General features: G+C 37.4%; 26 protein-coding genes and 1 pseudogene. 17 read left to right on the forward strand and 10 right to left on the reverse strand.

From position 1 onward, the window contains the following. The first annotated feature begins 1,189 nt into the window (after positions 1-1,189). The 10 genes and pseudogenes from JL102_RS18415 to JL102_RS23635 all read left to right on the forward strand — a co-directional run bounded on the left by JL102_RS18415 (position 1,190) and on the right by JL102_RS23635 (position 10,588). Complete coding sequence (locus tag JL102_RS18415) at positions 1,190-2,158, forward strand: NADP-dependent oxidoreductase (protein ID WP_202245928.1); 969 nt, start codon at positions 1,190-1,192, stop codon at positions 2,156-2,158. A gap of 1 nt (position 2,159) precedes the next feature. After that, complete coding sequence (locus JL102_RS18420; RefSeq protein ID WP_202245929.1) at positions 2,160-3,071, forward strand: helix-turn-helix domain-containing protein; 912 nt, start codon at positions 2,160-2,162, stop codon at positions 3,069-3,071. 80 nt (positions 3,072-3,151) lie between these two features. Beyond that, positions 3,152-3,319 carry an aldo/keto reductase gene (locus JL102_RS18425; RefSeq protein WP_262896882.1) on the forward strand — a complete coding sequence of 56 codons (168 nt, stop codon included), beginning with the start codon at positions 3,152-3,154 and terminating at the stop codon, positions 3,317-3,319. Positions 3,320-3,435: 116 nt separating this feature from the next. Further along, positions 3,436-4,416 (forward strand): aldo/keto reductase, encoded by a 981-nt coding sequence (locus JL102_RS18430; RefSeq protein ID WP_202245930.1) that lies wholly within the window; start codon positions 3,436-3,438, stop codon positions 4,414-4,416. A gap of 114 nt (positions 4,417-4,530) precedes the next feature. After that, complete coding sequence (locus JL102_RS18435) at positions 4,531-5,460, forward strand: helix-turn-helix domain-containing protein (protein ID WP_237390668.1); 930 nt, start codon at positions 4,531-4,533, stop codon at positions 5,458-5,460. 133 nt (positions 5,461-5,593) lie between these two features. Beyond that, the gene (locus JL102_RS18440; RefSeq protein WP_202245931.1) at positions 5,594-6,616 is read left to right on the forward strand and encodes an alpha/beta hydrolase; all 1,023 of its coding nucleotides are present in this window, start codon (positions 5,594-5,596) and stop codon (positions 6,614-6,616) included. A gap of 411 nt (positions 6,617-7,027) precedes the next feature. Beyond that, positions 7,028-8,116 (forward strand): TlpA family protein disulfide reductase, encoded by a 1,089-nt coding sequence (locus tag JL102_RS18445; protein WP_202245932.1) that lies wholly within the window; start codon positions 7,028-7,030, stop codon positions 8,114-8,116. A 744-nt stretch (positions 8,117-8,860) separates the two neighbouring features. After that, a complete protein-coding gene (locus JL102_RS18450; protein WP_202245933.1) occupies positions 8,861-9,307 on the forward strand; it encodes a GNAT family N-acetyltransferase in 447 nt (148 codons plus the stop codon). Between the two features lie 73 nt (positions 9,308-9,380). Beyond that, positions 9,381-9,860, forward strand: coding sequence for a hypothetical protein (locus JL102_RS18455; RefSeq protein WP_202245934.1), 480 nt, complete (start codon positions 9,381-9,383; stop codon positions 9,858-9,860). Positions 9,861-9,943: 83 nt separating this feature from the next. Further along, positions 9,944-10,588 (forward strand): annotated as a pseudogene (locus JL102_RS23635) (VOC family protein). A 179-nt stretch (positions 10,589-10,767) separates the two neighbouring features. On the opposite strand, the gene JL102_RS18470 reads toward JL102_RS23635, so the two are convergent. Further along, the gene (locus JL102_RS18470; protein WP_202245937.1) at positions 10,768-11,229 is read right to left on the reverse strand and encodes a KTSC domain-containing protein; all 462 of its coding nucleotides are present in this window, start codon (positions 11,227-11,229) and stop codon (positions 10,768-10,770) included. A 184-nt stretch (positions 11,230-11,413) separates the two neighbouring features. Between JL102_RS18470 and JL102_RS18475 the strand changes: the two genes are divergently transcribed. Beyond that, positions 11,414-13,144, forward strand: coding sequence for a glycosyl hydrolase family 28-related protein (locus JL102_RS18475; protein WP_202245938.1), 1,731 nt, complete (start codon positions 11,414-11,416; stop codon positions 13,142-13,144). Positions 13,145-13,271: 127 nt separating this feature from the next. Here the strand turns inward: JL102_RS18475 and JL102_RS18480 are convergent, their stop codons facing one another. Next, positions 13,272-14,216 (reverse strand): ketopantoate reductase family protein, encoded by a 945-nt coding sequence (locus tag JL102_RS18480; protein ID WP_202245939.1) that lies wholly within the window; start codon positions 14,214-14,216, stop codon positions 13,272-13,274. A 321-nt stretch (positions 14,217-14,537) separates the two neighbouring features. Beyond that, complete coding sequence (locus tag JL102_RS18485; RefSeq protein ID WP_202245940.1) at positions 14,538-15,083, reverse strand: DUF2911 domain-containing protein; 546 nt, start codon at positions 15,081-15,083, stop codon at positions 14,538-14,540. 88 nt (positions 15,084-15,171) lie between these two features. Here JL102_RS18485 and JL102_RS18490 point away from each other — a divergent pair, with 88 nt between their 5' ends. Then, positions 15,172-15,654, forward strand: a complete 483-nt coding sequence (locus tag JL102_RS18490) for a deoxycytidylate deaminase (RefSeq protein ID WP_202245941.1) — start codon at positions 15,172-15,174, stop codon at positions 15,652-15,654. Positions 15,655-15,676: 22 nt separating this feature from the next. Here the strand turns inward: JL102_RS18490 and murB are convergent, their stop codons facing one another. Continuing rightward, a complete protein-coding gene (murB, locus tag JL102_RS18495) occupies positions 15,677-16,696 on the reverse strand; it encodes a UDP-N-acetylmuramate dehydrogenase (protein ID WP_202245942.1) in 1,020 nt (339 codons plus the stop codon). Between the two features lie 83 nt (positions 16,697-16,779). Beyond that, entirely contained in the window at positions 16,780-17,526 is a 747-nt protein-coding gene (locus JL102_RS18500) for a DeoR/GlpR family DNA-binding transcription regulator (RefSeq protein WP_202245943.1), read from the reverse strand. Between the two features lie 101 nt (positions 17,527-17,627). Between JL102_RS18500 and JL102_RS18505 the strand changes: the two genes are divergently transcribed. The 3 genes from JL102_RS18505 to JL102_RS18515 all read left to right on the forward strand — a co-directional run bounded on the left by JL102_RS18505 (position 17,628) and on the right by JL102_RS18515 (position 20,688). After that, positions 17,628-18,158: a 5' nucleotidase, NT5C type gene (locus tag JL102_RS18505; RefSeq protein WP_202245944.1), complete on the forward strand. Its 531-nt coding sequence runs from the start codon at positions 17,628-17,630 to the stop codon at positions 18,156-18,158. 5 nt (positions 18,159-18,163) lie between these two features. Then, entirely contained in the window at positions 18,164-19,294 is a 1,131-nt protein-coding gene (locus JL102_RS18510) for an MFS transporter (RefSeq protein ID WP_202245945.1), read from the forward strand. Between the two features lie 311 nt (positions 19,295-19,605). Next, positions 19,606-20,688, forward strand: coding sequence for a Gmad2 immunoglobulin-like domain-containing protein (locus tag JL102_RS18515; protein WP_202245946.1), 1,083 nt, complete (start codon positions 19,606-19,608; stop codon positions 20,686-20,688). 2 nt (positions 20,689-20,690) lie between these two features. Here JL102_RS18515 and JL102_RS18520 read toward each other — a convergent pair whose 3' ends face one another. Then, positions 20,691-21,206 carry a TlpA disulfide reductase family protein gene (locus tag JL102_RS18520; RefSeq protein WP_202245947.1) on the reverse strand — a complete coding sequence of 172 codons (516 nt, stop codon included), beginning with the start codon at positions 21,204-21,206 and terminating at the stop codon, positions 20,691-20,693. Between the two features lie 235 nt (positions 21,207-21,441). Here JL102_RS18520 and JL102_RS18525 point away from each other — a divergent pair, with 235 nt between their 5' ends. Continuing rightward, positions 21,442-21,963, forward strand: coding sequence for a hypothetical protein (locus JL102_RS18525; RefSeq protein WP_202245948.1), 522 nt, complete (start codon positions 21,442-21,444; stop codon positions 21,961-21,963). A gap of 96 nt (positions 21,964-22,059) precedes the next feature. Here JL102_RS18525 and JL102_RS18530 read toward each other — a convergent pair whose 3' ends face one another. The 3 genes from JL102_RS18530 to JL102_RS18540 form a co-directional block, all read right to left on the reverse strand. Beyond that, positions 22,060-22,638 (reverse strand): DUF4136 domain-containing protein, encoded by a 579-nt coding sequence (locus JL102_RS18530; RefSeq protein WP_202245949.1) that lies wholly within the window; start codon positions 22,636-22,638, stop codon positions 22,060-22,062. A 121-nt stretch (positions 22,639-22,759) separates the two neighbouring features. Then, positions 22,760-23,956, reverse strand: coding sequence for a DUF3570 domain-containing protein (locus JL102_RS18535; protein ID WP_202245950.1), 1,197 nt, complete (start codon positions 23,954-23,956; stop codon positions 22,760-22,762). Next, a complete protein-coding gene (locus JL102_RS18540) occupies positions 23,946-24,488 on the reverse strand; it encodes a hypothetical protein (protein WP_202245951.1) in 543 nt (180 codons plus the stop codon). Before JL102_RS18540 ends, JL102_RS18535 begins: the two co-directional genes overlap by 11 nt. A gap of 198 nt (positions 24,489-24,686) precedes the next feature. Here JL102_RS18540 and JL102_RS18545 point away from each other — a divergent pair, with 198 nt between their 5' ends. Then, positions 24,687-24,974, forward strand: a complete 288-nt coding sequence (locus JL102_RS18545) for a hypothetical protein (protein WP_202245952.1) — start codon at positions 24,687-24,689, stop codon at positions 24,972-24,974. Here JL102_RS18545 and JL102_RS18550 read toward each other — a convergent pair. Continuing rightward, positions 24,952-26,187: a permease gene (locus JL102_RS18550; protein WP_202245953.1), complete on the reverse strand. Its 1,236-nt coding sequence runs from the start codon at positions 26,185-26,187 to the stop codon at positions 24,952-24,954. The two genes, JL102_RS18545 and JL102_RS18550, sit on opposite strands and share 23 nt — an antisense overlap. Positions 26,188-26,241 lie beyond the last annotated feature (54 nt).

Genomic DNA, 26,241 nt, shown 5'->3' on the forward strand with positions numbered 1-26,241 from the left:
CCATATTACCATTGATTTTTGAGACAACATAACTCAGATTAGGAAAGGGGCTCTACTTTAGAGGTGCAAATATAAATTTGATACTATCAGTACCGGCATAGTCCTATTGGCAGATAAAAAAAATGTAGTTAAATGTTGCTATATGTTAGATCAAGCAGGAAATGATTTTGTAATAGGGTTTTCAAGCCAAATAACCTGATTATTTACGAATGGTAGATTCCTGTAAATGTCAAACAAACAACTCTATCTGTAAGCCGTGTGAGGGAAAACTTTATCCACGGTTTGATGAAGGGGGTGCTGATAGTTCGATTTTACTATATTTATAGAAAATGAGGGCTATTAGGCTCTACTATGGCATAATCTACAACTTATGAAACTCTTATTTTACCACTCTTACTTTTAATAGGCTCTTGTCAAGAATCAGGGTTGGATAATGATTGTAATCAAATTCCCTCAAGACCTTTATTTCGATTTATTCTTGAGAGTGAGAGCGACATTGAGTCTGATGATTTTACCTTGTTTTACGAATTCTCAACTGACAGCTTAAGCGTATATAATGAAGGATTTATGGATAGGGATACTTTTCAAATTGATCTCGATTATTCATCCAAATTCACATTACAAAACAATAAAAAGGACTTAAAATATATCATCGAACATTCTGTAGTAGAGAGAAAAAAAACTGAGTGTGGAATAATTACGGTTCGATCAATAAATATTAATGATTTATTCATCTGCGAAAACTGCAACCTGGATATAACATATCATGTCAAGTAAAACTACAAATTATACTTTTCAATCCCAGCTCGATCGTAATTATACTGCCATTGCTATCTTCACGGGCATTTGTAATGCCCTTATCATCAAACTCAAAACCAAGGCTTTAAAAACCCCAAAAAAGGAAAAAAGAGCCACGTCATTATTTTTATAGATCAGCTATCCTGGTGGTAAGGGAATGTTGGCCATGAGCCTAATGGTATGAAGCAGTACCACCATGCAGAGCATGGCGTAGGGGCCGTAGGGGAGGCATAGGACTCATAAATGGGTTTATGCACAAGTCCGCCCCAGCTCGCCATAAAATAGGTTGAATGTTTACAAACGCACTTCATTTTCGCATACAACAAAGTCAATATCGGCTACATCGGATTTATTTCTTCTGCTGAACTTTGAATAAATAAAACACATAAAAATGAAAGCAGTAATAATCAACGAATTTGGCGGAACGGACGTATTGAAAATTGAAGAAGTAGAACGTCCTGTTCCAGCAGCAGATGAAATTTTAGTAAAGGTTTATGCAAGCGGTGTAAACCCTGTGGACAGGGTAGTCCGTGAAGGTGGCAACGATGTATTGAGACCTTATTTAAATTTGCCCTTAATTATAGGTTGGGATGCATCAGGCATAGTAGAAGAAATCGGGAGCAACGTTACAAACTTTAAAAAAGGCGATGAAGTATATGGCATTCCTAACTTTCCTGGCAACGGTAGCTATGCAGAATATATTGCAGCGAAAGCAAGCCAGTTTGCACTGAAACCTGAAAGTCTTACTTTTAATGAGGCAGCAGCCATTCCTTTAACGGGGCTTGTGGCGGCTAATTCAATTTTTGACTTTGGAAAACTTGAAGCAGGACAACGTGTTTTTATACAAGGTGCATCAGGCAGTGTAGGAAATTTTGCAGTTCAATTTGCCAAGGTAAAAGGTGCTTATGTAATTGGTAGTTGTTCCACGGATAATATCGAATTTGTAAAACAACTTGGCGCGGATGAAGTAATTGACTATAAGACACAGCACTTTGAAGAGTTATTGCAAGATATTGATGTTGTATTTGAAGCTTCATCAGTGAGGGATAATAATGAGCGCTTAAAGAGTATAGCTGTATTAAAAAAAGGCGGAATTTTTATAAGTGCTAATGTAGACTTCCCTTTTGACGATGCAGTTAAAGAAGCAATGGAAAAAAAGAATGTCAAAGGAGAATTTCTTGCTGCACAAACAAATCACCTGACATGGCTCAATCAATTTACGCAGTGGATTAACGAAGGCAAAGTAAAAGTAACGCTAGGCAAAGAGTATTCTTTAGAAGAAGTTGCCGAAGCCCACGAGGAAAGTGAAACCGGACAGGTTCGTGGAAAATTCATATTAGAAGTGAGAAAAGAAAACTGAAATGACCATAAAGATAAAAACCATAGCCGAATTTCATCAATATAGAGGTTTACCCAAACCTGAACATCATTTAATTAGTGTTATTGATATTGAAAACGTCAAACATTGGCATGCTGATGAACCACAGAATTTGGCATTGGATTTTTATGTAATTGCCCTTAAAAGAGTTTTGAGTAAAGGAAAAGTTAATTATGGGCAAAACCAGTACTATTATGATGAAGGCATTATGTCATTTATGTCGCCCAATCAGATTTTTAGTATTTATAAAGAAAAAAATGAAGAATTAAAACAATCGGGGTGGGTGTTACTTATTCATCCCGATTTTCTTTGGAATACTGTATTGTCAAACAAAATTAAGCAATACGAGTATTTTAAATATTCAGCAAATGAGGCATTAATGCTTTCAGAAAAAGAAGAAAAAACGATTGTCGGAATTATTGAAAATATTGAACAAGAGTATCACTCAAACATCGATAATTTTAGCCAAGACATCATCATTGCCCATTTGGAAACACTATTGAATTATTCTGACCGTTTTTATCACCGTCAATTCCTAACACACAAAAAGGTAAATCATCAAATTCTTGATAAGTTTGAAAAATTACTACTGGATTACTTCAAGAATGATACGGTAACTGAAAAAGGCTTGCCAACAGTGCAGTATATTTCTGAGGAATTAAATGTATCTGTAAGTTATCTAAGCCGTTTGCTTAAAACCTTAACCGGACAAAGTACACAACAGCACATTCACGACAAGCTAATTGAAAAAGCCAAAGAAAGATTATCAACAACAACATTAACTGTTAGCGAAATCGCCTATGAATTAGGCTTTGAACATTCACAATCTTTTAGCAAGCTTTTCAAAACCAAGACAAAAGTTTCGCCTTTGGAGTTCAGACAATCATTTAATTAAATTCCTTCTTTTTATTTTTCAGCAGATGCACAAGTTAGTAACTACTGACAACAGCACATTAAAATGCCAATACTATCCAACTGGTTCTTCAATGGTTAATTCAAAGGAAATTTGTGGTTATTCTGAAATTGACAAATAGGGAAAGGATCAATGAAAATTTCAATGTATTTGACTTTGAGTTATCTGCCGATGATATGACAACTATCAAATTGCTAGATAAAGGTAGTGGTCTAATTTACAGTGTTTAAAAAATATTTGAAAATTGGACTACAACAATGACCAATTGGGCTACTTTTTATAGAACGACAATCAAGAATTTTGTACTGAAATTTAATTCAGTTCTATAAACATTTAAAAAAGAATTATGCAAAAGAGAAAATTAGGAAACATTGGATTAGAAGTTTCCGAATTAGGCTTTGGCTGTATGAGTTTAAACTTTTTAGACGGTAAAGGTCTTGATAAAAAAGATGCTATAACACTACTACACAACGCAGTGGAAAGAGGTGTTACGTTTTTTGATACCGCAGAAGCCTACGGACCTTACACCAATGAAGAAATTGTTGGTGAGGCATTACAGCCTTACAGAAAAGATGTTGTCATCGCCACAAAATTTGGTTGCAAAGATGCTAGCCCAGCAGTAGGTTTAGACAGCAGACCCGAAACGATCAGAGCCGTAACCGAAGCATCATTAAAAAGGTTAAAAACAGATTACATTGATTTGCTTTATCAACACAGAGTTGACCCTAATGTTCCAATAGAAGATGTGGCAGGAACTGTGAAAGACCTGATAAAGGAAGGCAAAGTAAAATATTTTGGTTTATCGGAAGCAAGTGTCACAACTATCAGAAGAGCACATTCAGTTCAACCTGTATCAGCATTACAAAGTGAATACTCTTTGTTTTGGCGTGAACCGGAAAATGAAATCATACCAACTCTAGAAGAGTTAGGAATTGGTTTCGTTCCGTTCAGTCCTTTGGGCAAAGGATTTCTCACAGGTATCATCAATAAGAAACTAGAAGATGTGGACCGCAGAAATATTATCCCTCGTTTCAGCGAAGAAAATATAAAGGCCAATCTGGTGCTAGTGGACGCACTTTCTGAAATTGCTCAGCAAAAAAATGTTACGACTGCACAATTAGCATTATCTTGGCTCTTAGCGCAGAAGCCTTGGATAGTCCCCATCCCAGCAACCACAAAATTACATCGTTTAGAGGAAAACATGGCAAGTACAAATATTGTATTGACAGCCGATGAACTTGCAAAAATTGATACGATGGTAAATGGAATTACCCTTGTAGGTGACCGCTATCCTGAATTTTTAGAAAAACAAATAGATAGATCATAAAGTAAAACCAACTGTAAGCAACGATGAGTTGTGTGTGCAAGTCAAATAAAGAGCTTGCACACATAACCTTAGACAGCATGCTAAAGAATATGTCTGTCAAATAAAGTGATTATAATGGCAACCAAAAAAATGCAAACACAAGCTGACATAAATCATATTAAAAGTATATCGCAATTGATGCGTATCCTGGGACTTTCTGCGCCATTGCACCCAATGGTTGCATTGGTTGATTACAATCATGTCTCGATTGACATGTTTCCAAGAGGGCAAAAAATAAGTCTTGATTTTTACAAAATTTCCTTTAAACCTACCTTCACAGGACATCTAAAATACGGACAAGGATATTACGATTTTGAAGAGGGTGGATTGGCATTTTTGAAGCCGAAACAAATTGTTTTTTCACCAGAAGACCTAGAAAGCTATGAAGGTATCGCTTTGTATTTTCATCCGGACTTTGTCCGAAATTACCCATTAGGAAAAACAATAAATCAACACGGATTTTTCTCTTATGATGTTTCAGAAGCATTATTTTTATCGGCAAAAGAAAAAGAAATTATAGCCAATTTATTTACTATAATAACTAACGAATTGGACAACAATATTGACAGTTTCAGTCAAGATGTTTTGGTGTCGCAAATAGAATTGTTATTGAATTATAGCAATCGTTTTTACAACCGGCAATTCATTACGAGAAAAGCCATCAATCACGATATCATATCTTCTTTGGACAGACTTTTAAACAGCTATTTTGAAGAAGAAAACGGTCTGAAAAACGGATTGCCCTCGGTGAAATATATCAGCACAGAATTAAAGCTATCGCAACGCTATCTGAGTGATATGTTGAGTTCATTGACAGGGCTAACTACACAACAATACATTCAAAACGCAATCATAGAAAAAGCCAAAGAAAGATTATCAACAACAACATTAAGTGTTAGCGAAATCGCCTACGAATTAGGCTTTGAACATTCACAATCTTTTAGCAAGCTTTTCAAAACCAAGACAAAAGTTTCGCCTTTGGAGTTCAGACAATCATTTAATTAAGGCAGTCTTGGCTGTATTTGCCGTCTTCATTATAAACTATCTGTATATATACAATGAAACTTGATTGAAAAGCAACTGCAGGAAGATCATTCTACTATTGGGCCGTTCAAGCGAATCTTCATCAAAAAAAATTATGGACTTTAAAAAAAAGCAAACTGAAGCTAATTTAAAACCGGGGGATCGGACGGTACCGGAGCGCAAAATTCCAGTACCGCACAGGGATATCAGTGAAAGAGCTCAAGAAATGATTGCCGCTCCATATAATGTTTTCATCGATTGGAATTTGAATCCTCCCACAAAAGACGATTGGAGTAAAATTGTCACGAAGGTAAGTGAAAGTTCAGCACCAGCGGTTAATAAATTGATTGAAGACCTGGGTTTAACCGTTGAACAACTTCAGATTGGAGGTGTAAAGTGTTATAGATTAACTCCTGAAAACATCCCTGAAAATCATCGCAAACAGCTTGTAATTGTGGCGCACGGAGGTGCCTACGTATACGCTCCTGGCATAGGATCGGTTAGAGAAGCAGCCATGTTTGCCGCTTTTGGTGGCTACACTACCATCTCGGTTGATTACAGTTTATCTTACGAGAATCCTTTTCCTGGCGCCATTGAAGATATGATTGACGTTTGGCGGGCAATACTAACAGAGTACGATCCCCGTAGTGTTGCAATGACTGGCACTTCAGCCGGAGGTGGCCTTATTATGGCGACCATTTTAAAGATTAAAGAGCTAGGACTTGGCATGCCAGCAGCAATAGCTCCGTCTTCCCCATGGGCTGATCTTACCGAAACGGGTGACAGTTATAAAACCAACGAATGGCTAGACAATATTCTCGTGAGCTATTCAGGTTATTTAGGATTAGCCGCAAAACTTTATGCCAATGGCAATGATCTTAGTCATCCTCTTTTATCGCCGATAAACGGGAATTTAGAAGGTTTTCCACCGACTATCTTGACTTCAGGCACACGAGACCTCTTTTTAAGTAATACAGTAAGATCTCATCGTAAATTAAGACGCGCCAGAGTGCCTGCTCAATTACATATCTATGAGGGTATTTCTCATTCTCAACTTTCCTTTGATCCAGACCTTCCGGAAACACGAGAAGCCTATGGTGAGATTGCTGCATTTTTTGATCAATACCTGATTTGGTAGTTTCTGACATTCTTTACTACTAATCATATTCATTCAATCTGAAAATCGAAGACCTAACTGATGAAAAGCAATATGGCAAAAAGCGGCTACCACAAAACAATAAGAAAAGCAACCCTTCCAGCTAGACCGTAATTATACTGCGATTGCTATCTTTACGGGCATTTGTAATGCCCTTATCATCAAACTCAAAACCAAGGCTTTAAAAATGTCCAAAAAAGGAGTAAAGAGCCTAATGATTATTTTATAGATCAGCTATGCTGGTGGTAAGGGAATGTTGGCTGTAAGCCTAATGATATGGAGCGGTACCACCAAGCAGAGCATAGCGGGAACTAGGGCTTTCACCCTTTGGAATAATTTCGGTATCTTCATACCAACATGCCCATGACGGGCACAACATAATGGAAGTAAAAAATGACTAATTTTATTCTTACTGCAACATTGATTCTATTTTCACTGTCTGTTCAGTCTCAGCCAAATCTTAGCCTTAAATTTGATGATATAGCATCTGGAAAAGTATTTCTTATCAATAAACAAAATGAACTGATTGATACCTTACTCATAAATAGTGGCAATGTTACTTATGACGCAATCATACCGACCCCAACTCTATTTTATCTGATTGTTGATGGGTATAACACAAAACGGCCATTACCATTGGTGCTTTCAGACCAATTGACTGAAATCGAGTTCAAGAACTTTAAAGAAATTAATGAAAACAGTGTTAATGAAGCTTATCCAAACAGACCCTTTTTTGTTTTAGATCCTAACAATAATGCTGCATTTTATGAGTTTCTGTCTAACTGGAAGCACTTCTATAACCTGATTGAAAAGTTGTCAGAGAATGACTCTCCTGAACAATTAGAAAAAAGAAAAAACGCATACGATTCCTTTTTATCACAGAATAAACAAATCATTAAAAGCAATAGTGATCAATATATCTCTGCCATTATTATTGATTTTCTTCTTCGCAATAACTTGCTTCAGATTGAAACGCTTCAAGAATATTATGATGAATTGAGCCTATCCGTTAAAGGATCCTATATGGGATTTAAAATTGGAGAAAAGGCTGGTAACGCTGGGAGATTGCAGCCAGGTCAGCCAGCACCATTATTTGAACTAACCGATAGTGAGGGTAAAAACTACAATCAGCAAAGTCTTACTGGGAAAAATGTGTTACTTCATTTTTGGTCATCATCATGTGCTCCCTGTATCAAAGAAGCTCCTGATTTGTTGAAACTCAGTAGAGACTATGCTAATAATCTAGTTGTTATAAATATCTCTCTGGATACAGATAATGAGAGATGGATAACGGGAATTGAAAAAGCAGGAATTGGGCACATGATTAACGTCTGCGACATGCAAGGTCTGAATAGTGTAATCGCCAAGTCATATGATGTCACTTTTATCCCAGTCTACTACTTAATTGATACCAATGGTAATATTTCCTTAAAAGGAACACTTGAGCAAGTTACAGAGAAAGCCAAAAATGGCATGCCCTAATTAGAATAGACGGCTTTGACTCAGATTCAGTCAGAGAGCGCCTTTCACCACTTGGGGTGCGGTTCTCTTACCTTGGCCTGTTCAGTGAATATCGTTTTTGTTCTTCTGTCTGCTTAAGAAAAGTCCATGCATTCTCAAAAAGCAGTATGCCGCCAGCACTATCGCAATTATATATTGCTACTTTCACGGGCATTTGTAATGACCTGATCATCAAACTCAAAACCAAGTCTTTAAAAATGCTCAAAAAAGGAGTGAAGAGCCTAATGATTATTTTTATAGATCAGCTATGCCGGTGGTAACGGAATATTGGCCTTAAGTCTGATGATATGGAGTGGTATCACCATGCAGAGCATGGCGGGAATGGTGTGATTATTTATCAAATGAAATTTTTTATCGTGTAGCCAAATTAAGGAAAGATAAAAGCCAGTTCTTCCAACAGGTCACTTCCATATTTCTAAATTACAGAATGAAAATATTAAAGAAGACTTCTCAAATAATAAAACTAAGGAAATGATTTCAATAGTAACTAAGGGAATAATAGAAGGAATTAAAGGATTGAAATAATGAAGAAAGTAATTGTCATAATATTAAATCTTATTTTCGCGTCTTGTGGTGCTCATTTTTGAGCGTCAGACCAACTTAAGAATCTTTCCAAGAGAGCAAGCTTCAGCCTCTTAATGTAGGATACTAAGTATCAAATGCATTTCCTTGGTATGTAAGTTATGTTTAAATTAAAGAATTGATTTGGAAAATATAGAAAAACATCGAAATGGATATACCATTTCCACAGATAAGAGCAAATTGGATATTATAAGTATTCATAACTTCCTGGCCAATGAGGCCGATTGGAGTAATGGTATACCCATGAGCACTTTGAAAACATCTATCGAGAACTCACTGAACTTTGGGCTGTATCATGAAGCTCGACAGATCGGGTTTGCTAGAGTAATCTCAGATTATTCAACAATTGCTTATTTAGGAGATGTTTTCGTACTTAATGAATATCGGGGGCAGGGTTTAAGTAAGTGGTTGATGAATGAAATTATGAATCATCCTAACCTTCAAGGATTAAGGAGGTGGATTTTATTGACTAATACTGCCGAATGGCTCTATAAAAAGTTTGGCTTTAAAGAGTTGCCCCACCCGGAATTTTATATGGAAAAGCATAACCCTAATGTATATAAATCCTAATCTTATACTTATAGTGATTCTTTATGTTGTAATATTCCGAAGCTGCCAGAAAGGACTTCTTGTGTACTAAGTTATGAATAATAGAATGTATGGCAGTTTGATGGCTTTGGGCGCTTGTATGCTAACCATCGCAACAGCTTTTGTAATGCCAGGAATACAAATTGATGCTGTGTTTTCTTCGAGTTTAGTAAGTGATTTTGTAGGAAAGTATTTGATCAATATTGAATCTTCTGATTATTGCATAGCAGAACGGATTTGGGTATGCGCAATATATTTATTTATAAGTTTGGGTATAGCTACAGGTTATTTTCTGATTTTAAGCCAACGGAAAATAGGACTTTTAACTTTAATTGTACTTTTAGGCATTGAGTTTTATTTGCTACAAACTCCCTTTTTTATTTTCGAGGTAGGTTCATACTATAATTGTAAGTCTGATGGGCAAACAATTATGGCTATTATGGCCAGTTCTCCTAAAGTAAGTTTGGTGCTAATAGGCTTTGGAATTATTTATGATATAGTTAACAATAAAAGGAATAAAAAAACTAGAGATTAATATCATGAGGTAGTTGCACCTTATAGAAGTGGAGGGGCGGTTGAGAGGATTTAAGCATTGAATAAAGTGTGTATAGGGCTACTATGGCAATAAGATATTTAAGGAAGTTTGCTGAGTTTGTAAGAAAGCTATACATTCTAAATAAGCATTTCCTCTACGTTTTTGCTATTATAATAAATTGCAAAAGAGCTGACCAGAATGCTTCCAATAGTGTTATAATCGATACAGTATCTAATGAGACTCTAACGGGTAGGGTGCATATGACTAATCCAAAAATAACCCCTTGCCTTTGGGTGGAAACTACAGAAGCAAAAGCGGTGGCAGATTACTACCTTTCTACCTTTAAAGATGGGAAAATTAAAGAACACCATCAATATGAAAATCCGGCAGAAGCAGATGGCTGAAAATTTGAAGCCGCTAAAATAGAAATGGCAGGTATGGAATTGAGTATTCTTGCAGCAGGTCCATATTTTAAGTTTAATGAATCCGTTTCATTTGTTATTAACACCAAAGACCAAACGGAAACAGATTATTATTGGTCTGTACTAACAGCTAACGGAGGGGATGAAGATTCGTGTGGTTGGTGTAAAGATAAATATGGTTTGTCCTGGCAGGTGGTTCCTGTTGAATATTTTGATCTTATCAACAGTGATGATCCCACGGTCAGAGAAAGGGCGGTGAAGAATACTATGAAACAAAAGAAGTTAATTCTTTCAGAGCTTCGATGATTTTACCTAATGAGGCAAACAATAGGAATATTGCTCTATTAAGCACGAGCCTCTGGCCCGTACTTTAAAGCATCTATAATTATCTTCTTCCTAGTGTGGTTTTCAGGCTGGTAATCTACATTAACTCAGCTATTCTCTCTATATGTAGCCTCACATGGTCCTTTTATAAGCTTTCTTTACTAAACAGCAGACTCCTCTTGCTTGGCGTCTTTTTTAGATTTTCTGTAAAGGAAAGAATGAAATATATTACGCTTAGCGAAACGATAAGGATTGCTCGCATTGAGAAATTTGTTGAAAACATTGCTGTTTACTCCAAAGTACTCATAAGTAGAGCCATCTGTAAAGTTGATTTCCAGCAGCAGCCCTTTATGCTTATATCCGTCTATTCCTGATTCCGTGGTGGTTTTGGTATAGGCATCCAGGTTGGCCTCTTTGGTCTCGGGGGCAATGCTAATGAGAAAGTGGTAGGCATCGATAATTTTAAGGCTCATCACTTTCGCTTCTTCTGCTTTTTCATCGCCCTCCTGAAATTTATCCGGATGCCACTCTTTTACCAGGTTTCGGTAGGTTTTTTTTAGGTCTTTCAGATCTATCGCTGAATCGATGTTAAACAACTTTTTGTACTCTTTAATGCGCTTCATTATGACCTTTTTTAAATGGAAGTGCGAAGCTACATATTAAATATAAGATTCTATGATTTATTTTTCAGTATGCTTTTCCTGGTATGAGCCCAACGTACTGAAACAATTGGCATATATGTGATTCTTTATTGCTATATTATAATTTAAGTTTCATTTCATGTAAATAAAATAATAAATATAAGTTATGAGATATTTAATAATTATGGTGCTGGCATCCTTGTCTTCATCAGTAGTGGCTCAAACTAATTTTATTAATGTTAAAACGCTTGGCGCTTATGGCAACGGTATTAATAATGACTATGCTGTGTTACAGCAGGCCGTGGACAGTGCAGCTTCTATTGGAGCTACGGTTTTCTTTCCTGTAGGTAATTATAAAATTGATCAAACACTGGTTATTCCTGCAGGAGTTTCACTGCTGGGGTCAGGAAGGGGCATTACTGCTACAGGTACTCCCGCTTTAGGTTCTATCATTACTAATGCTGGTACATCAGTTACTATGAGTGTAAGAGGAACCAACGTTATGATCTTAAATATGGTCATTTATGATGATAATAATGCGGGTGCTGGTGGAGGTATAGAAATATTGGCTGATGGTAAAATAGTAGAAAGCGTGGTGCTCAGAGAGATACTCATTTCAGGTTTTACTGATGGTGTGGCGCTTAAGCTGAAGGCTATTAATGCTGGGGGCATCACGTACTGCTCGTTTTATGATGTGCGCATACGTTATGGTGCCACTGGTGTAAAGATAGAAGAACAGGCAGGTTCTTTTGTTAATTCTAATTCATTCTACCATGGAGCTATTTCAGGTGATGGCTTTGATTATGGCATTCATGTTTCGGGAGGGAATAACAATGTTTTTAACGGTACAGTAATAGAACCGAAATCTTCTCTGTATGGTCATCTTGTGGTTGAAAAAGGTGAATTTACAGGCATCCGCATCAGGATAGAGGGGAGTAGCCAGCCGGATAGTATACCTCTAGTGGAGTTTAAGGCAGATACCAGAAATAGTTATGTTAGTGGAATATACTCGGGAGGCCTGACTATAGATGATGGGAATAATTTTATCGGTTTTAGGTCTGCCAAATCCTTGTCTCAGCAGGTGGGAGGTAATAATCTCTTTCAAAATGCCGTATTTTATGGTGTTAAAAATGGGCAGGTGCCTTTTTGGGAAGTTTCAGGGATAGATACTTTAATGGAAGTGAGTCAGGTTTATTTAAAGGATATGAATGTAATACAGGTAGAGGTGCCTGCTGGCACTTCAGGCTACTTAAGGCCTGCCCCGATTTATTTGCCTGACCCCAAGTCTTCTCCAGTTTACGGACAAGTAAATTTTGGGGCATTTATAAAAACCAACGCTAAAAATTTGGTCACTACCACCAGTCGTTCTCCTTCTGGTTTGGTTACGGGTAGTTATCATCCGGGAGATGATCAGTGGCATTCTATTGGTATGACTAGCCTGGTAGATACCGTACAGTCATATAACCCTAAGTTTTATTTTAACAATACTACGGGTAGTAAACAGACCTTTTTGATTACAGCTCCTGTGTTGAGCTTTGGTTATACGCAGCCTCAGACAGATCATTACCTCACTTCTAATGGAGGAGTTGTGAATGGTACCATCACTTATGGTGTAGGGCAGAATTACCAGCTTTCGGGAGGTTTTTTAGTGTTACCAGCAGAAGGAAATGTTTTTACCATAACCGGGGCAGTATCCATTACTCGTATTAATCATTTAACTTCAGATAGAATGCCGGCTGGCACTATGATCACTTTGCTTTTAGACTCTGGCGCTACAGTAACTAATAGTGCCTACATTAAGCTGGTATCTTCCTATACCGCAGCTAATAATGGATCTATTACTTTGGTTTCTTTGGGTGATGGCACATGGAGGGAGATATCACGGGCGGGGAGTTAATATAAACTTTGGTCAGCAGAAAGTCAGCCCTTCGAGAGCCACAGTTTGACTTTGTTTTGGTTAGTAGTCCACAACCAGAGGTCATGCTGAGGCCCTCGAAGCAGACCGGCCTCATTTTCTTAAGTTCTTAATGTTCTTGGTGAGCTACATCCTTTTTCTTATAACCGAAAAATTCAGCTATTTTATGATAATTAGGTGCCTCTACTCCCAAGCGATCAGCGATTTTTACAATATCAAAAATCAATTGTTCACGCTCATCGGGTTTGCCTGCAGCCAGGTCTTTTTGCAGAGATGCTGTAAATTCATCAGCCAAATGATTCAGAATTTTTAAGTTCTCTTCTATTAGATTGTAGTCATTGGTGAAAAAGGCAGCCTTTTTAATCTCATCAAGCTCATTTAAGAGTGCTTTAAACTGTTGGTTATACTCCTCATTTTCCCTCATATCTTTAGCGTTAGCCTTATGAAAAGAGCCTACTGCAGCAAAAGCTGAGGTGAAACATAGTTTTCTGAAGATGGCGCTATAGATATCAGGCGCGTAAGTAACATCGATGTCGCTGCTAGTCAGGTCATTTTCTAGCTGAATAAGAGCAGGGAACTCAGCTTTTTTTTTACCATTAAATCCATACACAATTCTAAAAATCTTATTATTTTGTGTGATTTCTCCAGGGGCAGAGATATAACCTGTTACATAAATACAGCCATCACTTATTTTTCTGTTAGGAATTTCTTTTCTCAGAATATTGCCAGCCTCCATGGCATTAAGTATAGGTATGATGATGGTGTTTTCATCGCTGGCCTTTTCTACTACGGGGGCTATTTCTTTGAGGCTATATGCTTTTACACAGATAAAAATAGCATCATACTGTTTATTATCCAGTTCGTCAGCTTTAACAACTTTGATGTCTTTTACGGTATTGGTGCTGCCAGTATAACTATGAATGATGAGCCCATTTTTTTTAATCTTTTCAAGATGAGTTCCTCTGGCTATTAGCGTTACATCATGGTTGGCTTTTGCTAAATACCCTCCAATCAGTCCACCGGTGCCTCCTGCACCTACAATTAAATATCTCATTATTCTAATCTATTGGTTAGTAAGTTATGAGTCTAAGTTAATTGATATGAAATTATAATAGGGTGTGATTTAGCCTCTATGCTTAAAATAGATGTTATATTAAAATATTATGAGTTGTTTTATGTCCTAAGCAGAAGAAAATATGGTCGATTAGGAGTCGGCAGGGGGTGGATTTAATGGTAGACCATGTTGTTTGCGAAAGCAAGTTTAATAGAAGGGTGTTTTTAAGGAGGATTTCGAAATGCATTTACGGAGATTGTAATTCGAAATCCTCTTTTCACTGTATTTTAATGCTAAGGACATTAATGTTGGCTAAAGAATTTAATCCTTTTCAATAAAAGCCATGGGAATCTCTACTTTAGTTTGGTCCCACATCATGACCAGCTTAGCTTTTTCATTACTTTGCTCAAAGGCCATGGTAAAAGGCTCCCATACTACACCAGGCTTCACACTTGAAGTGGGTACTTCAAACCTAAGTGCATCGGCTTCCTGATTGTAATTATAAGCACCCCATTGGCCCAGTTCCTTGTTGATGATGATAGTCCATTTATCAGCATTCGGAATACTAAAAATCGAATAAGTGCCTGCTTTTAATGTGTCTGTCTCATTTAAGAGTACATCTCCGGTAAGGGTAATTTCTGTAGCTTCGTTAGCGCCTGTTCTCCACACCTGACCATAGGGTACCAGCGTTCCAAATATTTTTCTATTCCTTTTATGAGGCTGAGAGTATGTTACTTTTACGTAGGTTTCTTCGTACTTCATGGTGATAATAGCCGTGGGGCTGGGGCGAGGGGTAATGGCCTCTTGAGCAAATACACTGCAAGAAATTAGTAACAGGATAAATGTTATTAAGGGTGTTGATTTCATAATTTTCTCAGCGGTTTCTTTTTTAAATGGTTAAATATAGTCAACTTTCCATCAAATACTATACCGCCTAAATTTAGGATTTTAGACAATGAATAAACCAGAGTTTGACGATATTTTCATGGAGTTGGCAGTGAATCTGGCCAAAAGATCGCATTGTATCAAGCGTCATGTAGGCGCAGTTCTAACCAAGGATACGAGAATAATTTCGATAGGTTATAACGGCCCTCCTGCCGGTACTCATAATTGTGATTTGGAGTGGCCTGAGCATGGGTGCCCCAGAGATTCAAAGGGAGGCTGTTCTCTGGCTATTCACGCTGAGCAGAATGCTCTTTTGTATGCTGTAAAAAACAAAACGGAAGTGAAAGGAGCTACTATGTATGTAACCCTGGCCCCATGCCTGGCGTGTGCTCGTATCATTTATACTATGGGGGTAGAGAGGGTGATTTTCTTAAATTCTTATGCTGAATACAAAGGAATAAAAAGCGATGAGGGGGTAGACTTTCTTGTTAAATTTGGAGTGAAAGTGGAGCGCTACCAAGGTAGCATTGCAGCGGTTACTGAGATGATTTAAGCTCAGTAACCTTGACTTAGTCTTAGATTATATTTACCTCAGGGTGTAGTTCTATCCCAAATTTTTTCATTACAGAAGCCTGAATTTCCTCAGCCAGAGCCCAGATGTCTTTGCCTTTTCCTCCGCCATAATTCACTAGTACCAAAGCCTGCTTTTTGTGTACTCCTATGTTTCCATTGGTGTATCCTTTCCAGCCAGCTTTTTCTATAAGCCATCCGGCCGGTACTTTTACTTCATTATTGGGTAGTTCATATCCTGGTATTTCCGGGTGGTCCACTTTGAGGCTTTCAAAAGAAATTTTAGTAATAGTAGGGTTTTTAAAGAAGCTGCCACTGTTGCCAATCTCTTTAGGATCTGGGAGCTTACTCTTCCTTATAGAAATAACGGCATTGCTAATATCTTCAATAGTAGGAGATTTGATTTTTAGCTCTTCCAGCGTGCTTTTAATGGCCCCATATTCTATATGCAACTGATGGTCTTTTCTGGTAAGCCGGAAAGTAACATGAGCTATTATGTATTTGCCTTTAAGGTTTTTTTTGAAAATACTCTCTCTATATCCAAATTGGCATTGATCCTGGTTGAAGGTTTCAATTTCTCCGGTTTCTATGTTTACCGCCTCCAGAGACTCAAATATTTCTTTGAGTTCAATGCCATAGGCCCCAATGTTTTGCATAGGAGCAGCACCCACGGTACCTGGTATTAGTGATAGGTTTTCCGTTCCGCCCCAGTTTTGCTCTATAGCATAGGTAACGAAATCATGCCACGCTTCTCCGGCACCTACCTTTACTAAAACATAGTCATCCGTTTCCTTAATAATGGATTTACCGGTAATGGTATTTTTAATAGTAAGGCCGTCAAAGTCTTGGGTTAATAATATATTACTACCTCCACCCAAAATTAAGAGTGGGTTGGCTTGGGCTTCCTCTGTCTTTAACGTTTCTTGTAATTCCACTATGGAATTTACCTCAGTAAAGAGCTTGGTTTTAGCTTCAAGGCCAAAGGTATTGTGTGATTTTAGGGATATATCTTTATGAAACTGCATGTATTGCGAATTACGGAATTATTGGGGAATATAATAGCTCTGTTTTTCGGAAAAACACTTTAATGATAAGTAAATCCAAGAAATTATAAAACCTCTATCCCTAACTTGTGAAAAGGGGTGAGTTTTTTATCGTCATGATTACTGGTAATAATCGTGCTGATTTTATCAGCAGTACATACCAAATAAGGTTCTGCTGTATCTAGTTTTTGTGGAGTGGCCAAGGCTACAGTTTGTAAAGATGACTCTGTCATCACTTTTTTTACTTTACTTTCTTCATAGTTGGGTGCAGTAACTCCATGCTGAGCATGTAGACTGCATATGCCAAGAAAGCACAAGTCAGCTCTAAGGTCTTTAAAAAAGGTAATGGTATCATAGCCCACGGTTACAAAAGCTTCGCTAAAGAGCTGACCGCCAGCGAAGAGAACATTAATGTTTTTACGCTCTTTTAAAATAGTCACTACTGGGAAGCTATTGGTAGCTACCGTCAGGTGTAAATCGTCAGGTAGCATATTTGCAATTGCCAAAGTGGAGGTGCCCCCGTCAAATATTACCGTTTGTCCGTTATGAAACAGAGGAATAGCCTTTTTTGCCATACTTTTCTTGGCTTCTGAATCATAATCAAGTCTATCGATAAAGTTGTGAGGGTTAGACGAATGAGCTATCGCCCCACCTCTTACAGCTTTTAATTTTCCTTGTAAGTCTAGTTCTTTAATATCTCTTCTTATAGTATCTACGGATACCTTTAATAGGTTACTGAGCTGATCTAGATATACTTTGTGGTTAAGGTTTAGCTGATTGATAATTTGCTGGAATCTCTCTTCTTTCAACATTTATTGCAAGTTATGGCAAAAAAATAATTTACACATGCAATAATATGCTTTTTATATTTAACTTTGATGCAAAATATTGAAAAATAAAGTAAAATGAAAGAATGAAAAAGTCTGTAGCTATAGATATGGATCACGTTTTGGCTGATATAGAACAGCAGATGATCAAGTGGTATGCTGATCAATATGGAGTGCTGGTAGCGAAAGAAACTTTAAAAGGAAAGGCGGAGCAAGAGGCATTTCCAGATAAGGAAAAGTTGAGGAAGCTATTATTTATGCCAGGCTTTTTTAGAGATACGGAGGTGATTGAAGGAGCAATAGATGCTGTGAAAAAGTTGATTGAAGATTTTGAGGTTTACATCGTTTCAGCCGCCATGGAATTTCCACAGTCATTAGGTGAGAAGAAGGAATGGCTTACTGAACATTTTCCATTTATTAGTTGGAAGAACATTGTTTTCTGTGGTGATAAAAGTATTATTGATACTGATTTTATGATTGATGACCACATGAAGAATTTAAATTATTGCAAAGGAAGAGGTATGCTTTTTACGGCAAGTCATAATGCTAATATTGAGTATGATGTGCGAGTAAACAACTGGAAAGAAGCTTGCGATTACTTGTATCAAAACCGTTAAATTGATTGGATAATTTAAGAAAATCTCGGATAGGCATTGGAGCCGTATTTTTTGCTTATGGCTTATGTTTCGCCAGTTGGGCATCACGTATACCCAGCATACAGCAAGCTATGGAGCTTTCAGATTCTGCACTAGGTCTGGTGTTATTTGCGTTGCCTGTTGGTTCGTTAATTTCCTTGCCGCTTTCTGGTTATCTGGTGGCTAGGTATGGTAGTAAAATTGTGGTGATCATCTCTGCTAGTATATATACATTTGCACTTACGGGTATTGGCTGGGCTTTCAATCTTTTTACATTAATTCCAGCACTTTTTGCATTTGGGCTGGTAGGTAATACGCTCAATATAGCTATAAATACCCAAGCGGTGAGTCTGGAGGGTAAATATGGAAGAAATATTCTGGCTACATTTCATGGTATGTGGAGTCTTGCAGGATTTGCGGGAGCGGGAATAGGCGCTTATATGATTGCTGAAAGTATACTTACCCAATATCACTTTATGATAGTGTGGGTGCTGGCCTTGTCTATTTTGCTTTTTAGTTTTCGGTTTTTACTGTCAGAAGATACTGCTGATAATGAGCCTAAACCCATATTTGCGTGGCCAGAAAAATCACTTCTGCTGCTGGGTATAATCGCTTTTTGTTCTATGATTAGCGAAGGGGCTATGTTTGACTGGAGCGGAGTGTATTTAAAAAAAGTAGTGCAAGTAAAGCAAGATTGGGTAGGTATTGGCTATGCAGCTTTTATGGTAGCCATGGCTGGCTCCAGGCTGGTAGCTGATAAGCTCACCCATCATCTGGGAGTGACTAAAATGCTTCAGGTGAGCGGCTTGCTTACGGGAATAGGTCTGCTGATTATTGTGATATTTCCTAAGTTCATCATTTGTGTAATAGGCCTTTTAATAGTGGGTGTAGGTGTTTCGTCAGTGGTGCCTCTGGTGTATAGCATGGCAGGGAAATCTAAGCAGATGTCATCTAGTGCGGCACTGGCTTCTGTATCCACGTTTGGGTTTTTGGGCTTTCTGGCAGGGCCTCCTATTATAGGGCTTATATCTGGGGCGGTGAGTTTAAAGTTAGCTTTTGCCTTACTTTCTTTGATGGGAATCATAGTCTTTTTGCTGTCTCGGAAGCTTTCTAAATAAGAAGGGCTTCTATGTGAAAACTAGCCTGTCTGCAAGCTCTTCATTTAGGAGATGGTATTTTATCCATGAAAAATTTAAGGATCAAAGAGAGGTCATAGTTTTAAAATAGGCTAATACTATTTTATATCAACTTGGTATCAACTAATTATGGTATTATATATGCAATAAACAGTAGAGTACTTTAAATGCCTGAGTGGTATGCCTTGTAATAGGCAAGGAAAAGATAAATAGCTGTGCAGAAAGGGTAGTATTAAGATGAGGATATAGCAATATCTCGCAGGTATGTGAAAATTAATACACATATAATTTAGATGATAAAGCAAATAGGTATTTTAAGCATAGTGACGTTACAGATCCTTGTTGGGTGTAATAATCCTCAAAGAGAGCAGGAAAATACTAAAAGTAATATAATGGAAAGCATTGCTTACCATGAATCAGAGAAAGTAAAAGACAAGAAAGTAGCAAGTGATAAGGGGGAGATAGACTGGGTTGATTATACCGCCTCTGCATTTCACTTCACTCTTGAAATGCCTAATACATGGAAGGTAGACGAAACAAAAAACAGTAAAGACGCCACTGTGCTTACCATGTATAGTTCTGGTTATGATCTGGTGGCCAATCCACCTTTTGACTTTATAGAATACCCAAAAATCACCTATATCACTGTGCATCCTCAAGGTAGTAGTTTGCCAAAGCTTTTGGGTAGTAAAATTAACCTGCAAGGATGGAATAAGGATCTTCCTGTAGATTTTCAGCTGAATAAGGATTCTTCAATGGTGTATATACTAAATACCGGAGAGCCATGGGCTTATTTATTGAAGCCTTCTAATCCTCCTAAAGGTTGGAGCGAGAACGGATATATCTTTGTTCATATGGGCGTTTCTGATTTTTTAGCTCGTTGTTTTGATGTAAATGGTAAGCCTAAATCAACGCATGATTTTGATATGTCTACAGGAGATAAAATGACCTACTACGGAGATGTAAAGGAGGCTGATAAGAAGATTGTGCAGCATGCCGTCAGTTCATTATATTTTTTTAATGGTAGAGGTACACGTCAGGATATAGCGCAGCTTATACAGGTAGATTGGCCTCAGCCAAATGATACCATCTCGTCACCAATTACTATTAAAGGAAAGGCCAGGGGGGATTGGTATTTTGAAGGAAACTTTCCTGTAGTCTTAAAAAATGAAGATCAGAAAGTGCTTAGTGAAAAGCCAGCTAAGGCCAAGGCTAAATGGATGACCAAAAAGTGGGTGCCTTTTGAAATTACTATAGACTATGATAAGCCTAATCGTAATCAAGGGTTTTTGGTACTCAAGAAGGCTAATGCTTCAGGTAAGCCTGAAAATGATAGGAATTTGTCTATTCCTGTGGTGTTTTCGGCTAAGGAGTAGCCTTATATTGGCGATCTTTCCGTTTGTCCTGAGGATATGATTAGTTGCAGATTTTCTTTTGTGTCCCACTCGCGAGCTCCGGTTTCACTAAAGGATAGTTGGCCATCCTTAGAAATAATAAAGGTAGTTGGTAAGCCCTTAATGTCTAGCTGTTCCAACGGCATATCCAGTTTCGCAAAGGTGAGCGCATAATCATGGGTCTTTAAGAATTTTCTTATTTGTCCTAATGGCTCATTAGAAACCATCAAAAATATCACATCATCTTCTTTTAGCGCTTTTTTAGCCTTTTCTAAAGAGGGCATTTCTTTAATGCATGGCACGCACCAAGTGGCCCAAAAATTGATTACCAGCGTTTTGCTTTTGTACTGTGAGAGATCAATTTTATCTCCTTCAATGGTCTTAAGTTTCATTCCTTCTAAGATGTTGTCTGGTTCGGAGTCTGAGGTCTCTGTGGTGGCTCCAGTACATGAAATTATAGCTAATACTACTAATGGAAGTAGTAACTTGGTTAAATGCATAGTTTTGGTTTTTCTAATATAACAAAAACGTAGAGATACTGTTATGTTCGAAATCCTTGAAGCTAGAAGTTTAAATGGGGCAGAAAGCATCAATCAAATGCCTTTTGTTTTACCTGTTGCCGTCAATCTTTTGTAATTAATAATTGACCGTACATCAATTTTTTTGGTTAAAAAACTGTTATTAATAGCGATTGGCTGTAATATGAACTAGATTTATCGCCTAAGTATTTACACAATGAAAAATAACATCTTATTAATCGTTTTAGCTAGCCTGTTATTTGCCGCATGTGGTAGCGAATCAGATTCAGGCGATGATGATATGTATACTGGCAGAGAGCTTACCTACAATTTGTATCAAGCCTCTGAATATCCTACCCACGGATCAGTTGTTTTTAAAGAGTTATCAAATGGCAGGGTAGAAGCAATCGTACATTTAGATGGCACTGAGGGAGAGTCTATGCATCCTGCTCATCTGCATTTTGGCAATATAGAAACTGAAAATGCGGCTGTAGCGGCTAATTTTAATGATGTATCAGCTGAGAGCGGAGGTAGTACTACAGTAGTGAATACCCTGACGGATAACAGTGAGTTTACTTTTGATGATATTGAGAACTTTGATGGTTCTATAAAAATACACTTGTCCGCTACTGGAGATGGAGAGAAAGTAATATTAGCAGCTGGTAATATAGGAGCCAATAAAACAACTAAAATACTTCAAAGTGGCAGAGTGGAAGTAGCAAACTGCACTAATGAATAAGATCTAGAAACTGTGCTACAGTTTATATATTTATTAAAAATGAAGGCCGATCTGATTGAATTAGATCGGCCTTTCTTTTTAATAAATTATTGATATTCAATTAGCCCTACTTGTTATTTGGCCTTGTCCGGCTCGGTAAGGATATTTAGAAAATATCATAGATACACCCTCTCTTATTTCAGTTTGCTTATTTTCAGTTTGAGGATTTAGAGTTCCAGAGGCATACCCTTGCCATACTAGCTGTCTTTTGCTGCGATCAATGATGTCTATCACTATACTTCCTTGTTTGGTATTAGAAGTTTCGACATTGTTTCCCCAAGAGTAATAGCCGTAATATGGGTAAGGGTTGTAGTTTTTACTAGTGATCTTTTGTTCTACTATTACCTGAGGGTTAATTAGTAAATCTGGATTCTCGCGGGAAAGGGTATAGCCTCTACCCATCATTTCTTCTTCTATGGATTTTTTTAGCCTTTTCTTTATCAGTGTATTATAGAACAAAGGCTCACTGTTCTTGTCTCCGTTTTCGTTTTGAAAGTTATCCGACCAATAAAAGGTGTGATAACTACTGAAGTCAGCATCTCTATCATAATCCGTATTGACGGTGGTAGATACTGCTGTGCAACCTGTAAGCCATAATGAGATTAATCCTATGCCTAATATATTCCATTTCTTCATGTTTCCTCCTTTTTTGTTACTAAACTCACAGATTTGTAACAAACCAGAAGTAAAAAATGTTGATCAATATGTTTATAAATATGGATTTTTTGAAGATATTAAATAACTGATTGAGAGATGTTTATTGACGCTTATTGGCTAATATTCTAATATCGCAGTTTAGGCTTATCAGAAAAGCTTCCATTCCGTCACTGCGTTTATAATTGGCCGCTCTTATTTCCATTCCTTTCAATATGGATAACTTATTTTTGCTGAGTTTCATTCGTCCAATTCCATAGAGTGGTGAATAGTAAATACCAAGGCCAACTTTATGACTACTGAAACCAGAAAGATCATAGTCAGAAGTGTAATACGCTTGCTCTGACGAATGTTGCTGATAGGCAGCAAAGAAATTTGCCTTAGTCTGGCTATGGAATCTATAAAAGGGGCTAATGGTGAAAAATTGAGTTATGGAAATAGGTATTTCTATATCAGCCGTATGGGCCTCAATACCAAAATCATCGGAATAATAGCGGTAGAAAAATCTGCCGATAAGGTAATCATTAATATAATAGTTGAGTCTCAGACCTAGTGGATATTTCCAACGACTGTCTGGCAGTTTTTCTATTTTAGGAAGATCTTCCTCAGCAAAGTAAACACGGTGAAAAGGAGTAGATAATAAACCTTTTTGATAAACCAGATCGAAAAGGAGAGAAGCTTGCAATTTCTTATTAATCACTTGAGAGTAGGCCGTAGATAGGGAATACGAATTTCTCTTATTAGTAGTAATCACGGCGTTGTTGGTACCTCTGATTTCTTCTGGGAAAATGGGCAACCAAGTATCGAAGTAAGCACTTGCATTAATGCCCACTTCGCGGTTATGATCCATAGATGATACTGACCAGCCTCCTTTAATAAAGGTAGATAGGTAATCTGTTTCCGTAGATCCTCCTGCACTCACTGAGTACTGATGATTTACATTGTACTCTTTATTATATCCGATTTCCATAGAGGCTCGAACATCTTCTCTGGAGGCTGATGAAACCCTACTATCAATGTTGTCAGTGGAGGCGGAAGTATATACATTGAGGTGAGAATAAAAGAAAATAGCACTAACAGAATCCAGCGGTATATTAATGTTTATTTCTGTGGCTCTATCTTGTAGGTCTTGAGTGCCTTTTCCTCCAGTTACGGCAGCATGATCACCATCTTGGGTGTAGTAGTTAAATAAGAAATTGACATCTATCTCCTTTTTGTCATTCTCCTGACCATATGCTATACAGGTCGCCAGGCTTAAGCTTAACAATAGAAATAAGGACTTATTAAGATTATAAAACATGGAATCGCAGGCCTAATAGCAGTGAAAGGTTTCTGATTATATGTTTAGAGGATTCATCTTCTGGCTTTATGGTCATAGCCACGTATTGAAGCTGTAGGTGTAAAGACTTGTTTTTTCCTAACCCAAATTGATTAGAGGCACCTATTTTAAAGTAACTTTTCTTGTCATCATTTTCATGCCCAATGTAGTTGGCAGAAGTATTAAACCAGCCATAAGATAGCGATGGACCTAGTTTATAGTTAGGGCTTTGTATGAGAAAAAACTCAGTGGTGATAAAAGCCGACCTGAACGTAATATTTTTGCCCGTAACAGCATATTGGTTTTTTACAGCATTATCATTGTAAGCTATTAGCTCATGTTCATTTAACCTGCTATAGTTGATGCCAGCTCCCACGTTCCAATAAGCGTTGATGCTATAAAGAGCATTGAATCCTAAATCAAAATTGGCAATATAGTGAGACCGATCCCATTGATTGATATCACTTTTATCGAAAACCCACCAGCCGGCACCGGTACTAAAAGTAGGTACCATTATTAACCGTTTTTTGGGTTCATTTTGACTATAAACCTCAATGGATAGGCAGTATAGTATTAAAAAAAATAGAGGGTATCTCATGGACTATCAAAAATACACCGAATTTAGCTAAATATATGAGGAGGAAAATTAATAAATTATTTTCCAGGTAAAGAAATGTTAATAAGATTATAATATAAGAATATTGATATCAATATGATTAATTACTATATTGATATTATGGTTACCAGAGAGATCTTTGATGGCCTTTCTTTAAGGAAGAGGCATGCTGCAATTCAACATGGAGGCGTTTTTCAAAAAGAATGTCATCGTTTTGAGAAATGTTTGCAGCTCTATGAGTTAGGTGATTTTTTAGTTGAAGCTTGTTTTAATGATAAGTATGAACTTATTCAGATAGAGGTTATTTCACATACATCGGCTGTGTTATTTTATGACATTTCATGTCAGGCTTTTAGTTCTTCTATGGCAGGAAAGCGTATCTAATTATTATTCCTCCAAGGAGCCATATGTAGGCTATGATGGCTAATACTTTCAAAATACCTTCTAGTTTTCCCTTGTCAGCCATGGCATGTCCGTGATGATGATCTTGGTTTTTAGGCTTTTTGCTTTTAAACCATAACAGTATACCTGAAATCGCTACAAAGGCAAGGTTTAGAAAAAATGTATAATTAATCTTAAAGTGCTCCTGATCTTGCATGCCTCCACTTTTCTGTGTTTCTGGTAGTATGTCAAAAAAAGTAAAGCCATAATGTAATAACAAGGAAGTGCCTACAAGAGCAATAAAAAGAGTTAGCAATATATAAAGGGCCATTTTCCAACCGTAATATTTGGCGTTAATTCTTAATACAGGGAATACCACCAGGTCACTGAAGATAAAAGCCATTACTCCCGCAAAGCTAACACCATTTGAGTATAGGAGAGAGGCCAGAGGTATATTGCCCATAGAGCCAATAAAAGTGGTGAATGCAGCTACCGGGCCTACCAGTACATGCTCTAGCACTTGCAGAAATGAAAGGTTGTCTTGCCCGCTACCTCCGGTGCCTATAAATAGTGTTTGAAAAAAGCTTTTGGGAACAAACGCAGCTATTATGCCTGCTATGGTGAAACCTATGGTGACGTCTTTCCATACCATCTTCCATTCCATAACATACTGCATACCTACTTTATGCCAGCCTTTAAAGCTTTTTATCTCTTTACGCCAATCAGAGGAGTCCATGGTGTGATCTTTCTCTTCATTATTGAACTTATCTCTTACCTTTTTGATCAGTTTTTGGGGTTTAGTGATTTTTATGAAAACCCAGGAGACAAGTATTAATAAAAGACCTCCTAAATATTCACCTGCTACAAACTGCCAGGTCAGGAATATGCCTATCACTATTCCTAATTCTATAACCAGGTTAGTCGATGCCAGTAAAAAAGCAATAGAAGGTATAAAGCCAGCACCTTTTTTAAATAATGATTTAGTAGTAGCAAGAGCGGCAAAGCTGCATGAGCTGGATATGAACCCAAAGAAAGTGGCTAAACCTACTTCTTTTGCACTGGCGCCACCCATAGATTTTTTCATACGATCTTGAGTAACGAAAACCTGTATCATACTACTAACTATGTAGCCCAGAGCGAAAGCCCATAGTGCAGACCAGAAAAATCCTAGTGTAGTATAAGCTGATTCTCCCCATTTATCTAAAAATTCTGACATATCTTAATCTTTATTGACTATTAAAGAAGTGAAAATCATGAGTTGTCAATGCAT

Origin of the sequence: Fulvivirga sediminis, assembly GCF_016757215.1 — a bacterium.
Taxonomy (GTDB): Bacteria; Bacteroidota; Bacteroidia; order Cytophagales; family Cyclobacteriaceae; genus Fulvivirga; species Fulvivirga sediminis.